Here is a 23,597-nt window from a genome sequence, read left to right as displayed (position 1 = left end):
CACCCCAAAAATGCAAGGACTTCATCTTATGTTCGATGTTTCTCATATTTGTTAAAGGTGGTCCATTTCCGCATAAATTCAATATCGTCTGTGGAAAGTTCGATGTTTGATGCTTTTACATTATCCTCGAGCTGGGATACCCGGCTTGCTCCAGGGATCGTGGTCGCAACTGCTGGATGATGTAAAGGATAACGAAGAGACATGTGGGATAAATCACGGCCACGGGCGATTTCTTTCATATTTTGCATGATTTCCTCAATTTCCGAATGTGAATAATCTAGAAATCCTTTTCCATCCGCTTTATCGGAAAAGATGCGTTCTGTCAGGTTTCCTTTCGCCAATGGTCCTCTTGCAATGACAGAAACTCCATGATTATGGATGAGATCTAAAAATTCCTCAGGTCGTCGATCGAGAAGACTGTATTGCATCATGATACTCGCAATGTTCGAACGCTCCAGATAGGTTTTTATGACATTCGGTCGAATGGAAGAGATGCCATACTCGCGAATAATTCCTTCCTGCTTTAACTCCTCAAATGCCTCAATGATTTCGTCAATTGGATCTTCCATTGTTCCACCGTGCAGCTGATACAAGTCGATGTAATCCGTTCTAAGCCGTTGTAGGGATTTCTTGACGGCTGATTGTATGTAGGCTTTACTTGGCGCCCATTCCCATCCTTCGTCAACATGGTCCCAGCGATTTCCCACTTTCGTAGCTAGAATACATTGATCACGTTTCCCTTCCAGCGCTTTTCCGACAAGTTCTTCATTCGCTCCGAATCCATAAAGATCAGCTGTGTCGATGAACGTAACACCTTCATCAAGTGCTTGATGGATGATACGAATCGATTCTCTTTCATCCTCACCGAGTGACATACAGCCAAGTCCAATTTCAGATACCTGAATATCAGATGAACCTAATTGATTTTGTTTCAACATGAGCACCTCCTATCCTTACCATACCACTTTCATCTACCTTTATAACAACACGTTGATCGTACGGGAAGCCGAAAATGAACACCCCATACGCAGTTTATGAGGTGTTAAAAATGCAGATTGAGGAAAATGAGCACCTCAAAAGCAGTTTATGAGGTGTCAAAAATGAGGAAAGAGGAAAATGAGCATCCCAAACGGAGTCTATGAGGTGCCGAACATGAGAAAAGAGGAAAAAGAGCACCTCAAACGGAGTCTATGAGGTGCCGAAAATGAGGAAAGAGGAAAAAGAGCACCTCAAACGAAGTCTATGAGGTGCCGAAAATGAGGATAGAAGAAAATGAACACCTCAAACGGAGTCTATGAGGTGTTAAAAATGAGGAAAGAGGAAAAAGAGCACCTCAAACGAAGTCTATGAGGTGCCGAAAATGAGGAAAGAGGAAAAAGAGCATCTCAAACGGAGTCTATGAGGTGTTAAAAATGAGGAAAGAGGAAAAAGAGCACCTCAAACGGAGTCTATGAGGTGCCGAAAATGAGGATAGAGGAAAATGAACACCTCATACACAGTTTAAGAGGTTAGAATCCCAAAAAGGCGAGTGGAATCCCATGAAACAGCAATAAAAAAGCTTGTAAAGAAACATAAGGTTCCTCTACAAGCCACTGGTTCTACGCTTTTTCACGCTTTTGTTTTCCATCGATCCAGTCTTGAACGGTAGTATACTCATTCATATATTTCTTAAGCATGTATTTGATCTGCCATGCTTTTCCTACAAGTGTGACGCTATTTTGCTGCAGATAGACCTTCAAAATCCAATCCCCTCCATTTTTTCGATAGTAGGTTTAGGATGATCGTGTATGATAGACTTTATGTAAGAATGACGATAATTAGTACAAGGAGTTATGGACAATGAAACGTTTGGAAGAGAAGATGATTGATTCGAAAGTCGTTTATAGCGGAAGAATTATTGACCTTCATATAGAGGATGTCGAGCTGCCGGACGGAAGAACATCACAACGGGAGGTCGTCAAACACCCGGGAGCCGTTGCGGTCATAGCAGTCACACCTGAAGATAAAATCGTCCTCGTAAGACAATACAGAAAACCGCTCAATCGGGAAATCATCGAGATACCAGCTGGGAAGCTTGAAAAAGGTGAATCCCCTGAAACCTGTGCCATCAGGGAGCTTGAAGAAGAAACAGGCTATCGGACTGACAAGCTTACCTACGTCCAGTCGTTTTATACTTCACCTGGGTTTGCTGATGAGCTCATTCATATTTATTACACAGATTCGTTGGAGGCGGGAACGGAACACTTGGATCAAGATGAATTCGTAGAAACCATTGAGGTATCATTGGAAGAAGCGTCTGAAATGGTAAAGAATCAAAAAATCTATGATGCAAAGACAGCGTTTGCCGTCCAGTACCTTCAATTAAAAAAGATGGTTGATTAATATGGAATGTTTATTTGCTGATCTCCATGTTCATATCGGTCGAACGAAAAATGGGGATCCGGTAAAAATCAGTGCTTCAAAGCATTTAACGCTCCAAGAGGTGATCCATCATGCTGTGAAGGTGAAGGGGATGGATATCCTTGGAATCATCGATTGCCATGTACCTGCCGTCTTGGATGAGATACAGGAATTGATTTTCCGGGGAGAACTGGAAGAACATGCAGATGGCGGGCTTATGTATCAAAACGGGACAGTCATCTTAGGTTCAGAAATCGAAATCTATGATGATCATTGTTCAGGGCCTATACATGTATTGGTATATTTTCCTTATTTCAATAGGATGAAACATTTTAGTGACTGGCTAAGTGAACGGACGACCAATATCAACTTATCCTCACAGCGATATTACGGAACAGCAACCGAATTGCAAACGAAAGTCAACGAGCTCGGGGGGCTTTTTGTCATTGCTCATGCTTTTCCCCCTTTTAAGAGCATGTACGGTAAAGGTGTGCAAAGGTCAATGAAGGAAGTATTCGATCCAGATTTGATTGATGCGATCGAATTAGGCTTGAGTGCCGATACCAAAATGGCAGATCAGATCAGTGAGCTCCATCGGTTTACTTACCTATCAAACTCAGATGCCCATTCCTTAGAAAAGATTGGTCGTGAATACCAGTGTTTTCAATTGAAAGAGGATAGTTTTAAAGAGATAGGTTTAGCTCTGAAAGGATTAGAGGGGCGAAAAATCACTCGGAACTTCGGACTGCATCCTCAGCTTGGGAAATATTACGAAACGCGATGTGTAAAGTGCGGAACCTCCTATCAAATCACTCCGGTCAAGTGCCAAACCTGTGAAAAAGGACGGATTGTAAAAGGTGTCGTGAACCGGGTTAAGGAACTAGGGACCACAGCTCCATTCGATTCAAAAGAACGTCCAGCATACATCCACCATGTTCCGTTGGAATACATTCCAGGCATTGGACCTCATACGTTGGCGAAGCTGAGAAAACAATTCAAAACAGATATGAACATAATTCATAACGTGGAGGAAGAAGAGCTTGAAAGGTATCTATCACCTAAAATAGTAGAATCCATCATTCGATCCAGATCAGGTGAACTAGCCTTTGAACCGGGTGGCGGTGGTGTATACGGTCGATTAAAATGATAGATTCAATCATGTGGTCATACTCTATGAACTCTCTCATAAGATAAAGTAAGAGATATGATGAGGGAGGCGCTAGGATGGAGCCCAGGCTTACGATGACGATGAAACGTTCCTTAGCACAACACGTGCAAGAACATTCATCCATATATACCTTTACTGTTGTTCTGTTAATGATGGGGATTGTTTTTGGAGCGGTGATTGTAAACAGCCTAAGTTTGATGCAGAAGCAAGACCTGTTCCATTATTTGAATCGTTTTTTCGGACAAGTTTCAGAAGGGGATATGGCAAGTGCTGCTGCCATGTTCGCCCAGAGCTTCTTTCATTATTTGAAATACATGGGGCTGATCTGGCTGTTGGGTCTATCCATCATCGGTGTTCCAGTCATCCTTGTTCTCCTCTTTCTTAAGGGGATGGTGGTCGGTTTTACAGTAGGATTTCTCGTTAATCAGATGGGCTGGCAAGGCTTTCTTTTATCTTTCGTTTCAGTCCTGCCACAGAATCTGATTCTGATACCTGCATTTGTCCTGGTCACCACCGCAGCAGTTGCGATTTCCATGACTCTGATCAAGGCTCAATTCTCAAATAGGATGAAAACACCGTTGATGCCTTTATTATTCAGGTACACGATGACAGTCGTTATCATCATGATCCTTGTAGCCTGTGCGTCTTTTATTGAAGCGTTTTTATCGCCTTCCTTGATTAAGACGACGATCGGTATTTTCAATTAGAAAAGAGCTTTAATTATAATTATTCTAAAATACACATTAAAATTATTATAATTTGACACCCATTTGCCCCACGCTTATAATGATACTATACATATAGTGTGGGAGGGTTCTTCGTGGAAAATCGTATTGAAAGCATTAAAAAACAGCTCCATTCTCAAAGCTATAAATTAACCCCCCAGCGTGAAGCGACTGTCAGAGTCCTTTTAGAAAGAGAAGAAGATCATTTGAGTGCAGAAGATGTATACCTTCTCGTCAAGGATAAGGCCCCTGAAATTGGGCTTGCTACCGTTTATCGGACTCTGGAACTCCTGACGGAATTGAAGATAGTCGATAAAATCAACTTTGGCGATGGGGTATCCAGATATGATCTCCGCAAAGAAGGCGCAGATCATTTTCATCATCATCTCGTATGTATTGAATGTGGTGCAGTGGATGAGATTCAGGAGGATCTCCTTGGAGATGTCGAACAGATTGTTGAAAGAGACTGGAATTTCAAGGTGAAGGATCATCGGTTGACGTTCCATGGGATATGTCATCGATGCCATGAGAAATCGGAATCCAAGTCAGAAGAAAAAGTGACTACGAAATAAAATACCTAAAATGACGTTGAAGAGTGATTCGAGTTTTTATTGGATCAGCTCTTCTATTTTTGTGTAGAAAGCTTTGGAAGTAAACAGGTATTTAAAAATGTAAGCGAGGAAACCCTCCAAGTCCCATTTTCTACGTATATATTGGGGAAATGCAGGCATATCCTGTAAAAAGGACAAACTGGGAGGCTCTTTCCTATGATTTCTTTGTTAAAAGTGGCTTGGAGTACCATCAAAGTATTTTTCGCTTTTATTTGCTGTACCCTTCTGTTTTATTATGCACTTTTATGGTTAAATGAAGAGTATCAGGATTATCACAAATATGATGAACCTGAAGGACGGGCCGTAAAAGTGTTTGAGGCATTTTATGAAAAAGAGGAAATGAACTGGATCGACCGTCTTCAGCTATTTTATGAAATCGGCGAATAAGAAGGAGCGGTTGCTTCATGATGGATGAAGTACATGATTATTTGCACTTTCTCACAGTAGAAAGAGGCTTAGCTGACAATACATTACAATCTTATAAAAGAGATTTAAGACAATACACGACATTTTTACATAAAGAGCTGAACCATCAAGAATACGATACAATCAGAAGAAATGATATCATGCAATATCTCTATCATATGAAGGATGCTGGAAAAGCACCGTCGACGATTGCCCGCACGGTTGCAGCGATCCGGTCCTTCCACCAGTTTTTGATAAGAGAAAAGGTCACAGATCAAGATCCATCTGTTCATATTGAAACACCGAAAACAGAAAAACGACTTCCAAAGATCCTTTCGACGAGTGAAGTGGACCGTTTGATGGAAGCACCGGAAACGAAGACGCCATTTGGCATTCGGGACCGGGCGATGATTGAGCTGTTATATGCAACGGGCATCCGGGTTTCAGAAATGATACAGTTGGATCTGTCAGATGCTCACTTGACGATGGGTTTCATACAATGTCATGGGAAAGGGGGTAAGGAACGGATTGTCCCGATCGGGAGGATTGCCGGTGAAGCCCTAAAAACATACATTGAGGAAGCTCGTGGGAAGCTGTTGAAAAGGAAGACATCGGAAGCGTTGTTTCTGAATCATCATGGGAACCGGTTAAGCAGGCAAGGGTTTTGGAAGATCTTAAAGAAACTCGCCCTTCAGGCGAAAATCGAGAAAGAGCTGACCCCACATACGTTGAGGCATTCATTCGCTACGCATTTGCTCGAAAACGGTGCAGACTTGAGAGCGGTACAAGAGCTGCTCGGTCATGTTGATATATCAACGACTCAGATTTATACCCATGTAACGAAGACGCGATTGAAGGATGTTTATTCCACATACCATCCAAGAGCGTAAAGCGTGCATAAAATAACGTGCGCTGTGATAAAAAAAATGATACACTCAAAAAAGTGTCCTTATTCCACGGTTAAGAGAGAGGATAAAGGGCACTTTACGAATACGAATAGAGGTCAGACTTCTGACCTTTTTGATCTGTTGTTTGGTAGACCGTTTCGCTGGAAATGGTATTAAATAGTGTGCAAATTAGGGAGGAGACTTATGATGACGGATCCAAAATTCAAACGTGTGTTTCTCATTGTAATGGATTCTGTAGGAATTGGAGAAGCACCTGATGCTGAGAAATTCAATGACGTCGGGGCGGATACACTCGGACATATAGCAGAAAAGATGAACGGCCTGAACATGCCGAATATGGGTAAGCTCGGATTGAGCAACATCCGTGAAATCCAGGGCATTGAAAAGGCAGAAAAGCCAATGGCGCATTACGGCAAGATGGAAGAGGCGTCCAATGGGAAAGACACGATGACAGGTCATTGGGAAATCATGGGGCTTTATATTGAAAACCCATTCAAGACGTTTCCTGATGGATTCCCGGACGAACTCATTCAACAATTGGAAGAGAAGACGGGTCGTAAAGTGATCGGAAACAAACCGGCTTCCGGTACTGAAATCCTCGATGAGCTCGGTGAAGAGCACATGGAAACAGGAGCATTGATCGTGTATACATCTGCTGACTCTGTTCTTCAAATCGCAGCTCACGAAGACATCATTCCAATCGAAGAACAGTATGAAATTTGTAAGTTGGCGCGAGAAATGACCCTGGATGAGAAGTACATGGTTGGACGCGTGATTGCACGTCCATTCATCGGCAAGCCTGGTGAATTCGAACGTACACACAACAGACATGACTATGCACTGAAACCGTTCGGACGAACAGTCATGAACGAGTTGAAGGATGCCGATTATGATGTCATCGCGATCGGGAAGATCTCCGATATTTATGATGGCGAAGGTGTGACTGACGCAATTCGTACGACATCTAACATGGACGGAATGGATCAGATCATCAAGACGACGGATCGTGATTTCACAGGAATCAGCTTCTTGAACCTTGTTGATTTCGATGCCAAGTTCGGACATCGTCGTGATCCGATTGGGTACGGAGAAGCGTTGGAGGAATATGATGAGCGTCTACCTGAGCTTTTAGAAAAGCTTCGAGACGATGATCTGTTGTTGATTACAGCTGACCATGGAAACGACCCGGTCCACCATGGTACAGATCATACGAGAGAATATGTACCACTACTTGCGTATCATAAAGGGATTGAAGTAGGGAAAGAGCTTCCTACAAGCAAGACCTTTGCAGATATCGGTGCAACGATTGCAGATAATTTCAAGATTAAGGCACCTGAACACGGAAAAAGCATTTTAGAGAAATTGTCTTAGGAGGAGAAACATGAGTCAAAAGGAATCCATACAACAAGCTGCCAAATACATCACTGAGAAAATCGATGCTAAGCCGACGGTAGGTCTGATTCTCGGATCAGGCCTGGGTGTTTTGGCTGATAAAATTGAAAACCCGGTTTCATTCCCTTATTCGGATATTCCGAACTTCCCGGTCTCCACTGTAGAAGGTCATGCTGGAGAACTCGTCGTTGGTACGATATCCGGTAAAACCGTCGTCGCAATGAAAGGCCGCTTCCATTATTACGAAGGGTACTCCATGCAAAAGGTGACATTCCCTGTACGTGTAATGAAAGAAATCGGAGTTGAGCAGCTGCTCGTAACGAACGCAGCTGGTGGTATCAATGAAAACTTTGATGCTGGTGACTTGATGCTGATTACTGATCATATTAATAATACTGGAGACAACCCGTTGATCGGACCAAACGATAACAATCTCGGTGTTCGTTTCCCTGACATGTCTGATGCTTATTCAGAACGCTTGCAAGGCATTGCGAAGCAAGTAGCTGGAGATCTTGGTGTGAAGATGCAAGAAGGTGTTTACATTGCCAACTCCGGCCCTTCTTATGAGACACCAGCAGAAGTCCGAATGCTTCGTACGATGGGTGGAGATGCAGTTGGCATGTCCACTGTACCTGAGGTCATCATCGCGCGACATAGCGGTATGGAAGTTCTAGGGATTTCTTGCATTTCCAATATGGCTGCTGGAATCCTTGACCAACCACTTACGCATGATGAAGTCATTGAAACGACTGAAAAAGTAAAAGCCAACTTTATGGATCTCGTCCAACAAGTTGTCAAAAGCATGTAAACAGAGGGGGATATAGATGTCAAACCTAATGGATCAAATAAACGAATCAGTAGCCAAAATCCATACGTTTACAGACCAAGAGCCGACGATCGGACTTATCTTAGGTTCCGGTCTTGGTGATTTTGCCGATGAAATTGAAAACGCAACATCCATTGATTATGCGGATATTCCCCATTTCCCAGTATCGACGGTCGAAGGACATGCAGGGAAATTGGTCATCGGTGAAATGAGCGGTAAGACGGTTGTTGCGATGCAAGGCCGTTTCCACTTTTATGAAGGGTATACGATGCAGGAGGTCACTTTCCCTGTCCGTGTAATGAAGGGATTAGGAGTCGAGCAAATCATCGTCACGAATGCGTGCGGCGGTATGAACCCTGAATTCAAAGCAGGAGACTTGATGATCATTGAAGATCACTTGAACCTGACTGGCGCAAACCCATTGATTGGACCGAACGATAAAGAACTCGGACCACGCTTCCCTGATATGAGTACGGCGTATACGCCTGAATTGATCGAACTAGTTGAAAACGTAGGCAAAGAGCACGGAATCAACTTGCAAAAAGGTGTATATGCTTCTATTAGCGGACCAACCTACATGACACGTGCTGAGTTGAAGATGCTGCGTACACTTGGTGCAGATACAGTCGGCATGTCAACAGTCCCTGAAGTAATCGTCGCACGTCATATGGACATGAAAACGATCGGAATTTCATGTATCACGGATATGGCGATTGCAGAAGAATTGGAACCGTTGACCCATGAACAAGTCGTCGAAGTGGCGAACCGTACGAAGCCGACATTCAAGCAATTGTTACGTTCGGTTATTGATAAAGTTTAAAACAAGGAATGATTACGCATGAGAATGGTAGATTTAATCGAGAAAAAACGAAATGGACAAGAACTCTCTAAACAAGAGATCGACTATATCATCAACGGCTATACGAATGGGGAAATCCCAGACTATCAAATGTCCGCTTTAGCAATGGCGATCTATTTTACCGATATGACAGAGGATGAGCGTGCGAATTTCACGATGGCAATCGTGGAGTCCGGCGATCAGATCGACCTTTCTGCTATTGAAGGCATCAAGGTCGACAAGCATTCAACAGGCGGTGTAGGCGATACGACAACACTCGTCCTAGCACCATTGGTTGCGGCTCTCGGCGTTCCAGTTGCTAAGATGTCTGGACGTGGTCTCGGACACACAGGTGGAACGATCGATAAGCTTGAAGCTGTTCCAGGCTTCCACGTCGAGCTTGATAAAGACGAATTCGTCGACCTCGTCAATAAAAATAAAATTGCTGTCATCGGGCAAAGTGGAAACTTGACACCTGCAGACAAAAAGCTGTACGGACTTCGCGACGTAACGGGTACAGTCAACTCGATCCCGTTGATTGCGAGCTCCATCATGAGTAAAAAGATTGCAGCAGGTGCTGATGCAATCGTGCTTGACGTCAAAACAGGCGCAGGCGCGTTCATGACAGAAGTCGAGCAAGCAGAAGAACTTGCGAATGCTATGGTTAAAATCGGAAACAACGTCGGCCGTAACACGATGGCAGTCATCTCTGACATGAGCCAACCACTTGGCTTTGCGATCGGAAATGCACTAGAGGTGAAAGAAGCAGCGGATACGTTACGTGGTAATGGACCAAAAGACTTGGAAGAGCTTTGCCTCACGCTCGGCCAATTCATGGTCATGCTTGCTGGAAAAGCAGAAACGAAAGAAGAAGCACGTAAAATGCTGCTTGAAGTGATGGAGAACGGTAAAGCAGTAGAAACGTTCAAGATATTCTTGGAAGCGCAAGGTGGCGACGCATCTGTCATTGACGATCCAAGCAAAATGCCGCAAGCGAAGTACCAGATCCCGTTTGAAGCAGACCAAGACGGATTCGTTTCTGAAATTGTTGCGAACGAAGTCGGTACAGCTGCGATGTGGTTAGGTGCCGGTCGTGCAACGAAAGAATCTGAAATCGACCTGGCTGTCGGAATCGTCCTCCATAAGAAAGTTGGAGATGAAGTGAAGAAAGGCGAAGCACTTGCTACAATCCACAGCAACCAGGAAAACGTAGACAATGTATTGAAAAAGCTGCGTGAATCCTACACGATTTCAGCTGAAAAAGTGGACGCACCACCACTTGTCTATAAAGAAATTATGTAAACTCAATAAATGAGATGCCCTGAGCTTTCGCTCCAGGGCATTTTTTTATAGTAAGAAAGTGGTGAATTCCGGAATTATTGCTGTATTTCAGGAATTTACAGGCATTTTTCAGGGATTCCGCTCCCGATCCAAAGAATAACCCCAAAATTTCAGGAATTCCTCCTCATTTTTCAGGAATTCCCCTCCCACAATCAAGCATCAAACAAGTCCCATTCACATCAACGAAGTATAAACTCTCCAAAATTGGAAAATATAAGAATAATAAGAATGGAGGGATTATGCCATGAAACGTATTTTTTCAAGTATACTCGCGGCTGTGATCGCTTTTACAATGGTTTCACCAGCTGCATTTGCGAACGAAAATGAAGATCATGTAACGGTCAACTCACTTGCAAACAATGCATCTTCTGCCATTTTGATTGAAAGGGACACGGGCAGTGTCTTATTTGATAAAAATGCTGATGAAAAGCTTCCTCCAGCAAGTATGACTAAAATAATGACGATGATCCTCGTGATGGAAGCCTTACATAAAGGCAAAATCAATATGAAGGACAAAGTGCGTACGAGTGAATACGCAGCTTCAATGGGAGGCTCGCAAATCTTTTTAGAGGCCGGCGAGGAAATGACGGTCGAAGAGATGCTGAAGGGTATCGCACTAGCATCGGGTAACGATGCTTCTGTGGCGCTCGGTGAACATATCGCTGGCACAAACGATGCTTTTGTCAACATGATGAATGAGAAAGCAAAGCAACTCGGTCTCAAGAATACAAACTTTGAAAATGCAACCGGACTTCCTGGTAAAGAGCACTACAGTACAGCCAGGGACATGGCGCTTATGGCGAAGGAACTGCTGAAATATGAACAGATCACAAAATACACAGGTAAATACGAGGATTATCTTCGTGAGAACACTGACAAGAAATTCTGGCTCGTTAATACGAATAAGCTGGTGAAGTTCTATCCAGGTGTTGACGGCTTGAAAACAGGTTACACCCATGAAGCGAAATATTGCCTGACAGCAACTGCGAAAAAGAATGGGATGCGTGTCATTGCTGTAGTCATGGGGGCACCGACGACAAAAGAGCGGAATGCCCAAGTCACACAGATGCTTGACTACGCATTTGCGAATTACGCCACACAAAAACTATACGACCGCCATCAGATGATTGAAACGATTGATGTGCCAAAAGGTGATAGTAAAACCGTCCAAATGGCGACATCCGAGCCGATTTCGATTTTAATGAAAAAAGGTGAAAAGAAACTTAAGCTTCATACTGAAATTAAAGTGAAGAAAAACATCAAAATGCCGATTGAAAAAGGTGACCGTCTCGGAACATTGGTTGTGAAGAACAATGGAAAAACATTGACGGAATCAGCACTTGTCGCTTCTGAAAATGTCCAATCTGCCAACTGGTGGGGGCTGTTCAAGCGTACAGTCGGTAAATTTTCACAAACACCGTGACAGTAGGTAATAGAACTGCAAATAAACACATTTAACATCGATTCGACACTAGTTTTGTCACCGGGAAGGATTCAATTGTAGCGGTATCGAATAGACTCACTACCCAGAAGAAGGAGGAGAGGTAAGTGAGTCTTAGTGTGAAACTCGAAGTGAGAGACCGTGTATTATGTATCCGATTATCCGGTGACTTAGACCACCATACAGCGGCACAGTTGAGAGCAGAAGTCGATCAGACCATCGAAGAGAATCAGATCCACGACATTATATTGAATTTGGAAGCCTTGTCTTTTATGGATAGCTCAGGATTAGGTGTAATCCTTGGTCGTTATAAGTTGATTAAAAGTCAAGGCGGAGAAATGGTTGTATGCTCGATCTCCCCTTCTGTAAAAAGACTGTTTGAAATGTCAGGGCTGTTCAAAATCATCCGTCTAGAGGAAAATGAACAAGAAGCACTGAACACGCTGGGGGTGGCATAATGAAAAATGTGATGAAGATGGAGTTCTCTGCAAAAAGTGAAAACGAATCGTTTGCTCGTGTAACCGTTGCTGCATTCATTGCCCAGCTTGACCCGACTGTCGATGAACTGACAGAAATCAAGACAGTGGTATCAGAAGCGGTAACGAACGCCATCATTCATGGATATGAAAATGATGAACATGGCATGGTTTATATTGAATGTCGGCTTGATGAGGGATGTGTTGAAGTTGTGATTCGCGATGAAGGGATCGGAATTCCGAACTTGGATGAAGCACGACAACCATTATATACTACAAAGCCTGAGTTGGAACGGTCTGGCATGGGCTTCACCATCATGGAGAACTTCATGGACCAGATTGAAATTGAAACAGAAAAATCCTTCGGCACCACGATTCGCTTGAAAAAGTTCCTATCAAATCATAAAGCGCTTTGTAATTAAGGAGCTCAGCCTATGGATTTGGACGTCAAACAAGATAATAAGAACACGTACCTGAATGACAAGGAAATGAAAGAGCTTATCCAACGAAGTCAGGACGGCGACCAGGTAGCGCGCGATACGATTGTCGAAAAGAACATGCGCCTTGTTTGGTCTGTTGTACAACGCTTTTTGAACAGAGGCTATGAACCGGATGACCTCTTTCAAATCGGCAGCATCGGTCTGCTCAAGTCAGTTGATAAATTCGATCTTAGTTATGACGTAAAATTCTCCACTTATGCTGTCCCGATGATCATCGGCGAAATCCAACGGTTCATCCGGGATGATGGCACGGTCAAAGTCAGTCGCTCTCTGAAGGAGCTTGGGAACAAGGTACGGAAGATGAAGGATGAACTATCCAAAGACCTTGGAAGAAACCCTACGGTAAATGAGATTGCCACCCGACTCGAAATCAGCCCTGAAGAAGTCGTCATGGCGCAGGAAGCTGTAAGGGCACCATCTTCGATTCATGAGACGGTTTTCGAAAACGATGGGGATCCGATCACATTGCTCGATCAAATCTCGGATCAAGATGAGTCGAAATGGTTTGATCAGATTGCCTTACGTGAAGCAATCCAAACATTGAATGAACGGGAAAGGCTGATCGTCTACTTAAGGTATTTCAAGGATCAGACTCAATCCGAAGTCGCCTCTAGATTAGGGATTTCACAGGTCCAGGTCTCAAGGCTCGAAAAGAAAATATTGAAGGAAATGAAAACCCAAATGGACGAATGAATCGTCCGTTTGGGTTTTTTATCGTTTTACAGAAATCCTCGAAAAAAGCTGACAGAACGAAATAGGAAATTGTTGGAGAACTAAGGTGGACAGAATGATACAGGTTTGGAAGAAACATACTACATATAAACGAATTGGCATAAGGGGGATTAACTTTGGACGCAGAAACGGTGTACCTTCGTATGCGACATAAGCTGCTCGTTTCTCCAGATCAAACAGTTCGGATCAAAGACCTCGCCCAACTCGTAGGACCTGAAGAGATTGTTGAACAAATAGGTGGAATCATCATTCATAAGATTACGATTCAAGACAAGACGATCGTCATCATCGATCTTATGAAAGTTCTAAAAACGATCCGTAATCGATTTCCGGAGGTTGACATTCAGCCGATCGGTTCCTCCCAGACGATCGTAGAAGTGCAATATGGCAAGAACAGCATTACTGGCGTTTACTTCATCATCGTCTGGATGTTGTTATTCATCGGGGCAGCTTTAGCCATCATGAATTTCCATGAAGATGTAAGTATGCAAGAAGTGCACCAGAAGATATACTATCTCGTTACTGGTCATGAAAATGCTTACCCGTTATTGTTGCAGATTCCATACTCATTAGGGCTAGGCTTCGGGATGGTATTGTTTTTCAATCATATCTTCAAAAAGCGTTTCAACGAAGAACCGAGCCCCCTTGAAGTCGAAATGTTCAACTATCAGCAGGACCTTGACCAATACGTGATTCTGAATGAAAACAAAGAGAATGAGAAGAAAGCCCATGACGATTAAAATTTTGAGTGTAATGTTGATCGGATTTGGCGGAGGACTGGCAGTAGGAGCTGGATTCGTGGCGATTCTGACCGTATTTGGGATTTTGCCAAGGCTCATGCAAATTTCCAAAACCTACTCCAAGCTAAGAAGTTATGAAATGAGTATCATTCTAGGGGTATTGGTTTCAAGCTGGTTCGGTTTACGTGATCTAACGATATCGAGCAGTCCTTTGATTCTAATCCCTATCGGCCTTGCAAGTGGAACGTTTGTCGGGATGCTTGCGGCAGCATTGACGGAAGTGCTGAATGTCCTTCCCATTCTGATGAAGCGAGTCGGATTTAAAGAACAAGTTCTGGTCCTCTTGATGGCGATTCTCTTCGGAAAAGTGGTAGGGTCCCTCTTCCATTGGATTTTCTTCGTTCATTTGTAAGGAACGAATTGACATGAATCAGAAAAAGGAGTTGAAGCGGCTTGGCAAAGAATAAGTTGACGCCGGAACAGCAAGCCTATAAGGAAAAAATCAAACCGTTACAACCGAAACCTCCTTATGTATTCAATGCTTTTAAAGCATTTATGGTTGGTGGGTTCATCTGTATGATTGGTCAAGGAATCTCGAATTTCTATATTACCTTCTTCAATTTTACAGAAAAAACAGCGGGTAACCCGACGGTCGCTACCCTCATTTTAATTGCTGCGCTTCTTACCGGTTTTGGTGTTTATGATAAAATCGGTCAATTTGGCGGTGCAGGTTCCATCGTTCCTGTCACAGGGTTTGCCAATGCGGTCACGAGTGCAGCATTAGAGCACAAGAGTGAAGGAATTGTCCTAGGTGTGGCAACCAACCTGTTCAAATTAGCTGGTGCTGTCATCGTTTTTGGAGCTGTGTCAGCCTACGTCATTGGTATGATTCGTTATTTGGTTAAACTATTCTTTTAAGTCTATGGAGGTTGTTCAACCTTGAAGTTAACTGGAAAACAAACGTGGACGTTTTCAAAACAATTATATATCAACGCTTCAGCAGCTGTTGTTGGACCTGAAGAAGCTGCTGGGCCATTAGGCGATAAATTTGATCTGACGTTCGATGAGCTTCATTGCGGACAGGACAATTGGGAGCTTGCTGAGCGGCATCTGATGGAGCAGGCGGTCGACATTTGCTTGCAAAAGGCGAACAAACAACCGTCCGATATGGATTTGTTCCTATCTGGTGATTTGATCAATCAGACAGTCATTGCGAATTATACTGCACGTCAAACCCAGATTCCCTTCCTTGGTATGTTTGGTGCGTGTTCGACATCCATGGAGACATTAGCGGTTGCTTCCGCTTTGATCGATGGAGAATTTGCCAACAACGTCCTTACAGCGGTGAGTAGTCATAATGCTACAGCGGAAAGACAATTCCGTTACCCTACTGAATACGGTGGACAGAAACCCGATTCTGCCACCTACACGGTCACCGGTGCAGGAGCCTCTATCGTTGGAACAACGCCGTCACCAATAAAAATCACTTCTGCCACAATCGGGCGCGTGATGGATTTGGGCATTTCCGATCCGTTTGATATGGGTTCAGCCATGGCTCCTGCAGCTGCTGATACGATTGCAACTCATTTTAAAGATACAGGATCAAAACCTGGCGACTATGACATGATCGTAACCGGAGATCTTTCAGCTGTCGGCTCCCCGATCTTGTTACAGCTTTTACAAGAACAGAACTATGACATCTCCTCCAATCATCAGGATTGCGGTTTACTTGTCTATCGGCCAGACCAGCCTGTTTTTGCAGGAGGAAGCGGTTGTGCCTGCTCAGCTGTCGTCACCTATGGACATTTGTTGAAGGAAGTTGCTGCAGGTAACTTAAAACGGATTTTCGTAGTTGCGACAGGTGCGTTGATGAATCCGATCATGATCCAGCAAAAGGAAACGATTCCGACAATCGCTCATGGTGTCGTACTTGAAGCTGCAAACGGAGGAGGGAATTCATAATGGAATATCTTATCGCATTTGTCGTAGGCGGACTGATTTGCCTGATCGGTCAGTTATTATTGGATTTCTTTCCTATCACCCCTGCTCACCTTACGTCAGGTTTTGTAGTCGCAGGTGCTTGCCTTGATGGATTTGGGTTGTATGATAAATTGATTCAATTCGCAGGTGCAGGTGCGACAGTACCTATAACAAGTTTCGGTCATTCCCTTCTGCATGGGGCGATGGCTGAAGCGGAGGACCACGGCTTTATCGGTATCGCCATGGGGATCTTCCAGCTTACATCAGCCGGTATTTCCTCAGCCATCTTATTCGGATTTATCGTTGCCGTGCTGTTCAAACCTAAAGGATGATCTAATATGAAAAAACGAGTCATCTTGATTACAGATGGAGATCTCTATGCTTTGAAGGCTGTCGAGCATGTTGCCAAGGAAATCGGCGGTCGCTGTATTTCCCACTCATGGGGCAATCCGTCAAAGCTGACAGGTGAGGAGCTTGTTTCTTTGATTCTTTCCACTCCTTATGATCCTGTCCTCGTCATGTTCGATGATTGCGGATATCGAGGGGAAGGACCAGGTGAACGTGCGATGCGAGTCGTCTGTAACCATCCTGAAGTAGAGGTCTTAGGGGCGATTGCGGTCGCTTCTAAAACGCACCTGGCCGAGTGGACAAAAGTGGACGTCAGCATTGACCGATTCGGTGAGTTGTCAGCCTATGGTGTAGACAAAAGCGGATTACCGGATATGGAATTTGGCCGTTTGGATGGAGATACCGTCTATATTCTGGATGAACTTGATATTCCTTACATTGTCGGAGTTGGTGATATCGGTAAAATGGCAGGAATTGACCATGCTGAACGGGGAGCTCCGATTACGAAGCAAGCGATTGAACTCATCTTAGAAAGGAGTGATCATCATGCATCCTCAAAAAGAAGAAACACCGATCAAGAAGAAAATCACCGACAATGAGGAATTCTTGAAAGAGAAAATCGGCATAGGAAAAAGCTTCGATGTAGGTGTCCGTAAGATGAACCTTCTGAACAAGGAAGTTCATGTCTATTACTGTACAGGTCTTTGTGACAGTGAGTACATCATCATGCTCCTTAAAGAATTACTGGTCATGAATACGGACTACAGATCAACGACCAAAGCGAAGGACATCATCAAAAATCATCTTGCCCACCAACAGGTTTCAACTGCCAAGAACTTGGACGAGGTGATTGATCGCGTTTTATCAGGACTTATTGCTGTATTGATTGATGGCAATGATGAAGGCTTCATTGTGGATGTCAGAAGTTACCCTGGTCGTACGCCGCAAGAGCCGGATGTCGAAAAAGTCGTGCGTGGTGCTCGTGATGGGTATACAGAAAACATCGTCGAGAATACGGCTCTGACAAGGAGACGTCTTAGGGATGAAAGGCTGCGTAATGAGATTGTCCAAATCGGTGATCGTTCCAAAACGGATGTGTGTATCTCCTACTTGGAGGACGTCGCTGATCCGGGGCTCATCAAAACCATCAAGCAGGAATTGGATGAAATCCGTATTGATGGGATTCCGATGGCGGATAAGACGATCGAAGAATTCATCGTGAAACAAGGCTGGAATCCATATCCGCTCGTACGATATACAGAAAGACCAGATGTCGCGGCTACGCATTTACTTGAAGGACATGTTCTGATCTTTGTCGATACATCTCCAAGCGTCATCATTACACCGACAACCTTTTTCCATCATGTCCAGCATGCTGAAGAGTATCGTCAAACCCCGATGATCGGTGCGTTCTTGCGCTGGATACGTTTTGGTGGAATGCTCACCTCCGTGTTCTTGCTGCCTCTATGGCTTTTGTTCGTCTTGAACGAGAACCTTTTACCGCCTAATCTTGATTTCATCGGTCCAACTAAGGATTCGAACATCCCGATCTATTTGCAAATCCTCTTTGCGGAGCTCGGCATCGACGTGCTGAGGATGGCCGCCATCCATACACCATCGGCCCTTTCAACGGCAATGGGTCTGATCGCTGCTGTGTTAATCGGCCAAATCGCCATTGATGTCGGTCTTTTCGTTTCTGAGGTCATTTTATATGTCGCCCTCGCCGCGATCGGTTCATTTGCAACCCCGAGCTATGAATTAGGTGTAGCCAACAAGATCGTCCGGTTGATTATGATTACACTCGTTTTGATATTCGGTGTGCCTGGCTTCATGGTAGGTGTGACTTTGGTTATCATCCTACTTTGCAGCATCAAGAATCTGAATACACCATACTTATGGCCATTCATCCCGTTCAATCCACAAGCCCTTTTACAAGTTCTGGTCAGGGTGTCGGTGCCATTATCAAAAGTTCGACCAAGTATCGTAAGGCCACAAAATCAGAAAAAACAAGCAAATTGAAGTTGATTCCAGCCTGAGTTTATGCTAAAGTTATTGATAATTTAATAAATGCCTCATTCAACGTAATGGGGTAGAGGCGCAAAGCGAATGAGTACTCGTCCCGAGCAGGGGTGCCAGGACGGACGAAGAAAGGTCAATTTGCCGAAGTAGTCATGATGCCGATTATGATTGCTGGGTCGTTGCTGAACAAGTAACGGACTGTCACTACACATGTAGTGGAGAGCTATTCCAACTGATGAGGGTACGGTTGAAACCAGTTTATGTACCTTTCTACATGGACTGGTTTTTTGTATTTTTATCAGTTTATAGGCTCTCTCTTAAATCGAGGGAGGAGAATTGTAATGGTATTCTTGGGGACAGGGAAAATGAATGAGAAGGGACACTTGGAAATTGGAGGTGTCGATACGATTGAATTGGCTAAGGAATATGGAACACCGTTATTCGTCTATGATGTTGCAAAGATTCGTCAGCAAGCCAAAGCATTCCTAACGACATTCAAAGAACGTCGGGTAGACGCTAAAGTTTCATATGCCAGTAAGGCATTTTCAAGTGTAGCCATGGTCCAGCTGATGGAAGAAGAAGGTCTGCACCTCGACGTCGTCTCCGGCGGAGAGCTATACACAGCTTTACAAGCAGGGTTTCCAACTGAGAACATACATTTTCATGGCAATAACAAGAGCATGGAAGAATTACGTATGGCGATACAAGAAGGTGTAGGGTGTATTGTCGTCGATAACTTTTATGAACTGGATTGTATAAAGGAATTAGGAGAACAGATGAATTGTACAGTCCCAGTCCTTTTACGAATCACTCCAGGAATCGAGGCACATACCCATGATTACATCTTAACAGGGCAAGAGGACTCGAAGTTCGGCTTCGATCTCGTCAGTCAACAGGCGGATCAAGCCCTGCAGGAGGCTCTTGGGTCAGATCGCATCGACGTGCTGGGCATCCACTGTCACATCGGGTCGCAAATTTTTGAGGCAAAGGGCTTTGTCATGGCGATCCAGAAGGTGTTCAATCAGTTGCAGCAATGGTCTGAGTCATACAGCTACGAACCACTTGTCGTCAATTTAGGTGGAGGCTTCGGCATCCCTTATACCTCTGCCGATCAAGACGTTTCAATTGAACAGATGATGAACGCTCTCATTGATGAGGTTGAAGCTCAAGTTGAGAAAACGAGTATGGCTATGCCTGAGATCTGGATCGAACCAGGGCGATCCATCGTAGGAGAAGCGGGGACGACATTATACTCGATCGGATCAGAAAAAAGAATACCAGGAATACGGAATTATATTGCTGTGGATGGAGGCATGACAGATAACTTAAGACCTGCACTGTATCAAGCCAAATATGAGGCTGTGGTGGCAAATCGTCTCATGCAGCCGAACACACAGCTCGTATCCATTGCAGGAAGATGCTGTGAATCCGGAGATATGCTCATCCATGACATCTCTCTTCCGAAAACGTCACAAGGGGATATCCTCGCCATGTTCTGTACGGGTGCTTATGGGTATTCGATGGCAAACAATTATAACAGGGTACCTCGTCCGGCTGTCGTTTTTGTCGAGAATGGTGAATCGCAGCTTGTCGTTGAAAGGGAAACCTACCGTGATCTCGTACACTTGGATCGTCCGTTGAAAAAGTCAATCGTATCAAGCTTTTAGACATCGTTCCCGGTACGGTTCTTCCTTTACTTCTTCATGAAAACGTCATACAATGAAACTACTTGTGGGTGACCGGAAATGTCTTATATCCGGTTTCAGGTCACTTTCACGATAAGGTGCCACACTCGCTTTCTTTTAGCGTAATGGTGGTGCCAATGATGAGGAGGATTTGATTCATGAAAAAAGGAAGTATCGAATTTGAGAACGGGGAAAAGGTTCTTATTGAATTTTACCCTGAAGCAGCACCAAACACAGTTGCCAATTTCGAAAAATTAGCCAACGAAGGCTTTTACAACGGTTTGACATTCCATCGTGTGATTCCGGGATTCGTCTCTCAAGGAGGCTGCCCGACTGGAACAGGTACAGGTGGACCTGGCTATACGATCGATTGTGAAACAGAAGGCAATCCACACAAGCATAAGCCAGGAGCTTTGTCCATGGCTCATGCCGGTAAAAATACAGGTGGCAGCCAGTTCTTCATCGTACATGAAAACCAACCACATCTAGACGGTGTACATACCGTTTTCGGTCAAGTGACTGAAGGATTGGATTCTGTACTTCGCACACAAAACGGCGATGTAATGAAAGAAGTTAAAGTTTGGGAAGAATAAATGAAAAAATGTAAGTCAGAGGACCGATTCCAAAGAGAATCGGTCTTTTTTATTGTTGGAAGGACGATTTTGCACTGGAGGACGCCATTTTGATAACGCGAACGGCCCAGAATCAGATCATATCTACAAAAAAACGGAATTATCTACGAGAATTCGAAATTATCTACGAAAAACAGAAATTATCTACGAAAATCTGGATTTATCTACAAAAAATCGAATTTATCTACAAAAACAAAAATGATCTTCACATCAGGCTGAACAACAAACCCACATCGTGTTCCAAACACAATCTACTGGTACATTCTCCTTGCGTATGCGGGAAATAAAGAGTAACATTGAATACATACAACACACATATCCTTCGGGGTCGGGTGAAATTCCCAACCGGCGGTGATAAAGCGAACGTTGCTTTTCAGTCCGTGACCCGTTGCAATGATCATTGTAACGGTGGATTCGGTGAAATTCCGAAGCCGACAGTATAGTCTGGATGGGAGAAGGATTTATAAGAACAGGTATAGAGGGCAATGTACGAATGCATCGCACATGTGCCTGTACGTTCCTTATGCTTTTTTTCTGAACATTCGTTCAGTGTCCTAAAAGCTAAGGCTTATTTCTTATACCCTAATACCCCGGAGATGCAAGATTGCATTTTCGGGGTTTTTTATTTCAAGATCATCGTCAGTTGTGAAAAGAGGAGAGCGGATGGAACACGAACGTTATATGAAGCTTGCAATCGGGATGGCCGAACAAACTGCCGGTCAAACATCTCCAAATCCAAAAGTCGGTGCAGTGGTCGTACGAAACGGAGAAATTGTCGGCCTTGGGGCACACTTGAAAGCTGGGGAAGGTCATGCGGAAGTTCATGCATTGAATATGGCTGGAAATAAAGCTGAAGGGGCAACGATGTACGTCACTCTTGAACCGTGCAGTCATTACGGGAAAACCCCGCCTTGTGCCGATCTCGTCATTGAAAGAGGCATCCATAGGGTGTATATCGCAACGCTTGACCCGAATCCACTTGTGGCCGGAAGAGGTGTCGAACGGTTGAAGGATGCTGGCATTGACGTACATGTCGGTTTGTTGGAGAAAGAAGCCATTTCTTTGAATCGGTTCTTCAACCATTTCATGAAAACAAACCTTCCTTTCGTGACCCTGAAAGCTGCATCCAGTTTAGATGGAAAGACAGCTGCAAATTCCGGTGATAGCAAATGGATCACTGGTGAAGATGCGAGGCTGGACGTCCATCAGTACCGTCACGAGCATGATGCCATTCTTGTTGGGGTGAATACGATTATCCAGGACGACCCCCAGCTGACAACACGTCTCCCATCAGGGGGCCGAAACCCGATTCGTATCATCCTTGATACGAACCTCCGTATTCCTGAGGACGCAAAGGTTCTTCATGATGGAGCAGCCGAAACCATCATAATCGCAGGCAGCAGTGCGCCAACAGAACGAATTGAAAGCCTCAGAAGGGATCATGTACGCATCATCCAACTTGATTGTCCATCTATTGAGATTTATCCATTATTGGAACGGTTGGTTGAAGAAGGTGTGACATCGATTTTTGTTGAAGGAGGCTCTTCTGTTCATGCAAGCTTTATGAAAGAGCGGTGTTTTCAAGAAATGATTACGTATATCGCTCCCAAATTGATCGGGGGCAAAAAGAGTCCTTCTGTCATAGGAGGAGAAGGGATTGAAACGATGGCTGAAGCCGTTCAACTTGAAATCGTTTCAGTCAATCAACTTGGTGATGATTTGAAAATCATATCCGTTTTGAAGGAGGGTTGAGCCATGTTCACCGGAATCGTTGAAGAGTTAGGAAAAATCCAATCCGTTCAAGAATCCAATAACGGATATGTTGTGACCATAAGCGCAACGAAAGTGCTGGAGGATGTCCGTTTAGGGGATAGTATCGCTGTTAACGGGATTTGCCTTACCGTTACGTCCTTCAAAGAATCCCATTTTACTGTCGACGTTATGCCGGAAACCTTGAAAGCCACGAACTTGAAACTGCTGGGTGCCGGTGATGCAGTAAATCTGGAAAGAGCAATGGCAGCCGGCGGAAGATTCGGTGGTCATTTCGTTTCAGGTCATATTGACGGCGTGGGGAAAATCGTAAAAAGAACGCCAAAGCACAATGCCATCTATTACGAAATCGAAGCACCGGAAGCGTTGAGCCCTTATTTCATGATGAAGGGTTCGGTAGCTGTCGATGGAACGAGTCTCACAGTCTTCGGCGTATCTGGAAATACGTTTACACTGTCTCTCATCCCTCATACAGTAGAAGAATCGGTACTCGGTCACAAAAAAGAAGGCGATCTCGTCAATATCGAATGTGACATGTTGGCGAAATATATGGATAATTTGCTGCAAAGAAGAGCAGAACAATCTCAACAAAGTAATTTGACGAAAGAATTTTTGACAGACCACGGTTTCTAATCGTTCACATTAAGGATGGTGACATAA

At 44.1% G+C, this 23,597-nt stretch carries 27 protein-coding genes and 2 riboswitches; of the genes, 25 read left to right on the top strand and 2 right to left on the bottom strand.

Translation table 11 applies throughout. The features are described 5' to 3' along the window. Window positions 1–26 precede the first annotated feature (26 nt). Window positions 27–935 carry an aldo/keto reductase gene (locus tag V1497_RS11275; RefSeq protein WP_349410808.1) on the bottom strand — a complete coding sequence of 303 codons (909 nt, stop codon included), beginning with the start codon at window positions 933–935 and terminating at the stop codon, window positions 27–29. A 663-nt stretch (window positions 936–1,598) separates the two neighbouring features. After that, window positions 1,599–1,739 (bottom strand): Z-ring formation inhibitor MciZ, encoded by a 141-nt coding sequence (gene mciZ / locus V1497_RS11270; protein ID WP_349407649.1) that lies wholly within the window; start codon window positions 1,737–1,739, stop codon window positions 1,599–1,601. A 100-nt stretch (window positions 1,740–1,839) separates the two neighbouring features. Here mciZ and V1497_RS11265 point away from each other — a divergent pair, with 100 nt between their 5' ends. From V1497_RS11265 to ribE, 25 genes are all read left to right on the top strand, one after another. Next, complete coding sequence (locus tag V1497_RS11265) at window positions 1,840–2,382, top strand: NUDIX hydrolase (protein ID WP_349407648.1); 543 nt, start codon at window positions 1,840–1,842, stop codon at window positions 2,380–2,382. A 1-nt stretch (window position 2,383) separates the two neighbouring features. Next, window positions 2,384–3,547 carry an endonuclease Q family protein gene (locus V1497_RS11260; RefSeq protein WP_349407647.1) on the top strand — a complete coding sequence of 388 codons (1,164 nt, stop codon included), beginning with the start codon at window positions 2,384–2,386 and terminating at the stop codon, window positions 3,545–3,547. A gap of 77 nt (window positions 3,548–3,624) precedes the next feature. Beyond that, the gene (gene spoIIM, locus V1497_RS11255) at window positions 3,625–4,275 is read left to right on the top strand and encodes a stage II sporulation protein M (protein ID WP_349407646.1); all 651 of its coding nucleotides are present in this window, start codon (window positions 3,625–3,627) and stop codon (window positions 4,273–4,275) included. Between the two features lie 113 nt (window positions 4,276–4,388). After that, the gene (locus V1497_RS11250; protein ID WP_349407645.1) at window positions 4,389–4,865 is read left to right on the top strand and encodes a Fur family transcriptional regulator; all 477 of its coding nucleotides are present in this window, start codon (window positions 4,389–4,391) and stop codon (window positions 4,863–4,865) included. A 195-nt stretch (window positions 4,866–5,060) separates the two neighbouring features. Then, window positions 5,061–5,291, top strand: coding sequence for a YqzK family protein (locus V1497_RS11245; RefSeq protein WP_349407644.1), 231 nt, complete (start codon window positions 5,061–5,063; stop codon window positions 5,289–5,291). 17 nt (window positions 5,292–5,308) lie between these two features. Next, window positions 5,309–6,199, top strand: coding sequence for a site-specific tyrosine recombinase XerD (gene xerD / locus V1497_RS11240; RefSeq protein WP_349407643.1), 891 nt, complete (start codon window positions 5,309–5,311; stop codon window positions 6,197–6,199). 204 nt (window positions 6,200–6,403) lie between these two features. After that, entirely contained in the window at window positions 6,404–7,588 is a 1,185-nt protein-coding gene (deoB, locus tag V1497_RS11235) for a phosphopentomutase (RefSeq protein WP_349410807.1), read from the top strand. 10 nt (window positions 7,589–7,598) lie between these two features. Further along, window positions 7,599–8,417, top strand: coding sequence for a purine-nucleoside phosphorylase (locus V1497_RS11230; protein ID WP_349407642.1), 819 nt, complete (start codon window positions 7,599–7,601; stop codon window positions 8,415–8,417). Window positions 8,418–8,433: 16 nt separating this feature from the next. After that, a complete protein-coding gene (locus V1497_RS11225; protein WP_349407641.1) occupies window positions 8,434–9,255 on the top strand; it encodes a purine-nucleoside phosphorylase in 822 nt (273 codons plus the stop codon). 18 nt (window positions 9,256–9,273) lie between these two features. Beyond that, a complete protein-coding gene (locus V1497_RS11220; RefSeq protein WP_349407640.1) occupies window positions 9,274–10,575 on the top strand; it encodes a pyrimidine-nucleoside phosphorylase in 1,302 nt (433 codons plus the stop codon). A gap of 283 nt (window positions 10,576–10,858) precedes the next feature. Continuing rightward, complete coding sequence (locus tag V1497_RS11215; protein WP_349407639.1) at window positions 10,859–12,037, top strand: D-alanyl-D-alanine carboxypeptidase family protein; 1,179 nt, start codon at window positions 10,859–10,861, stop codon at window positions 12,035–12,037. A 125-nt stretch (window positions 12,038–12,162) separates the two neighbouring features. Further along, entirely contained in the window at window positions 12,163–12,513 is a 351-nt protein-coding gene (spoIIAA, locus tag V1497_RS11210; RefSeq protein ID WP_349407638.1) for an anti-sigma F factor antagonist, read from the top strand. Next, window positions 12,513–12,953 (top strand): anti-sigma F factor, encoded by a 441-nt coding sequence (gene spoIIAB, locus V1497_RS11205; RefSeq protein WP_349407637.1) that lies wholly within the window; start codon window positions 12,513–12,515, stop codon window positions 12,951–12,953. Before spoIIAA ends, spoIIAB begins: the two co-directional genes overlap by 1 nt. 12 nt (window positions 12,954–12,965) lie before the next feature. Next, window positions 12,966–13,724, top strand: coding sequence for an RNA polymerase sporulation sigma factor SigF (sigF, locus tag V1497_RS11200; RefSeq protein ID WP_349407636.1), 759 nt, complete (start codon window positions 12,966–12,968; stop codon window positions 13,722–13,724). A gap of 182 nt (window positions 13,725–13,906) precedes the next feature. Then, entirely contained in the window at window positions 13,907–14,503 is a 597-nt protein-coding gene (locus V1497_RS11195) for a stage V sporulation protein AA (protein WP_349410806.1), read from the top strand. Beyond that, window positions 14,493–14,915 carry a stage V sporulation protein AB gene (locus tag V1497_RS11190; protein WP_349407635.1) on the top strand — a complete coding sequence of 141 codons (423 nt, stop codon included), beginning with the start codon at window positions 14,493–14,495 and terminating at the stop codon, window positions 14,913–14,915. The genes V1497_RS11195 and V1497_RS11190 overlap by 11 nt, the downstream gene beginning before the upstream one ends. Before the next feature lie 56 nt (window positions 14,916–14,971). After that, on the top strand, window positions 14,972–15,421 hold the full coding sequence (spoVAC, locus tag V1497_RS11185) for a stage V sporulation protein AC (RefSeq protein WP_349410805.1): 450 nt from the start codon (window positions 14,972–14,974) through the stop codon (window positions 15,419–15,421). A 21-nt stretch (window positions 15,422–15,442) separates the two neighbouring features. Beyond that, a complete protein-coding gene (gene spoVAD / locus V1497_RS11180; RefSeq protein ID WP_349407634.1) occupies window positions 15,443–16,465 on the top strand; it encodes a stage V sporulation protein AD in 1,023 nt (340 codons plus the stop codon). Next, entirely contained in the window at window positions 16,465–16,815 is a 351-nt protein-coding gene (spoVAE, locus tag V1497_RS11175; protein ID WP_349407633.1) for a stage V sporulation protein AE, read from the top strand. Before spoVAD ends, spoVAE begins: the two co-directional genes overlap by 1 nt. Before the next feature lie 6 nt (window positions 16,816–16,821). Continuing rightward, window positions 16,822–17,430, top strand: a complete 609-nt coding sequence (locus V1497_RS11170) for a stage V sporulation protein AE (protein WP_349407632.1) — start codon at window positions 16,822–16,824, stop codon at window positions 17,428–17,430. Then, a complete protein-coding gene (locus tag V1497_RS11165; RefSeq protein WP_349407631.1) occupies window positions 17,378–18,850 on the top strand; it encodes a spore germination protein in 1,473 nt (490 codons plus the stop codon). Before V1497_RS11170 ends, V1497_RS11165 begins: the two co-directional genes overlap by 53 nt. Window positions 18,851–18,913: 63 nt before the next feature. Further along, window positions 18,914–19,084: riboswitch (Lysine riboswitch) on the top strand. A 107-nt stretch (window positions 19,085–19,191) separates the two neighbouring features. Then, complete coding sequence (lysA, locus tag V1497_RS11160) at window positions 19,192–20,517, top strand: diaminopimelate decarboxylase (RefSeq protein WP_349407630.1); 1,326 nt, start codon at window positions 19,192–19,194, stop codon at window positions 20,515–20,517. Between the two features lie 176 nt (window positions 20,518–20,693). Further along, window positions 20,694–21,128, top strand: coding sequence for a peptidylprolyl isomerase (locus tag V1497_RS11155; RefSeq protein ID WP_349407629.1), 435 nt, complete (start codon window positions 20,694–20,696; stop codon window positions 21,126–21,128). Window positions 21,129–21,481: 353 nt separating this feature from the next. Next, window positions 21,482–21,631, top strand: a riboswitch (FMN riboswitch). Window positions 21,632–21,830: 199 nt separating this feature from the next. Further along, complete coding sequence (gene ribD / locus V1497_RS11150; protein ID WP_349407628.1) at window positions 21,831–22,919, top strand: bifunctional diaminohydroxyphosphoribosylaminopyrimidine deaminase/5-amino-6-(5-phosphoribosylamino)uracil reductase RibD; 1,089 nt, start codon at window positions 21,831–21,833, stop codon at window positions 22,917–22,919. 3 nt (window positions 22,920–22,922) lie between these two features. Beyond that, window positions 22,923–23,570, top strand: a complete 648-nt coding sequence (gene ribE, locus V1497_RS11145) for a riboflavin synthase (protein ID WP_349407627.1) — start codon at window positions 22,923–22,925, stop codon at window positions 23,568–23,570. Window positions 23,571–23,597 lie beyond the last annotated feature (27 nt).

Origin of the sequence: Pseudalkalibacillus sp. SCS-8, assembly GCF_040126055.1 — a bacterium.
Classification (GTDB): domain Bacteria; phylum Bacillota; class Bacilli; order Bacillales; family Fictibacillaceae; genus Pseudalkalibacillus; species Pseudalkalibacillus nanhaiensis.
The sequence above is the reverse complement of the archived record's forward strand: the minus strand, read 5'-3'. Positions and strand labels throughout refer to the sequence as shown.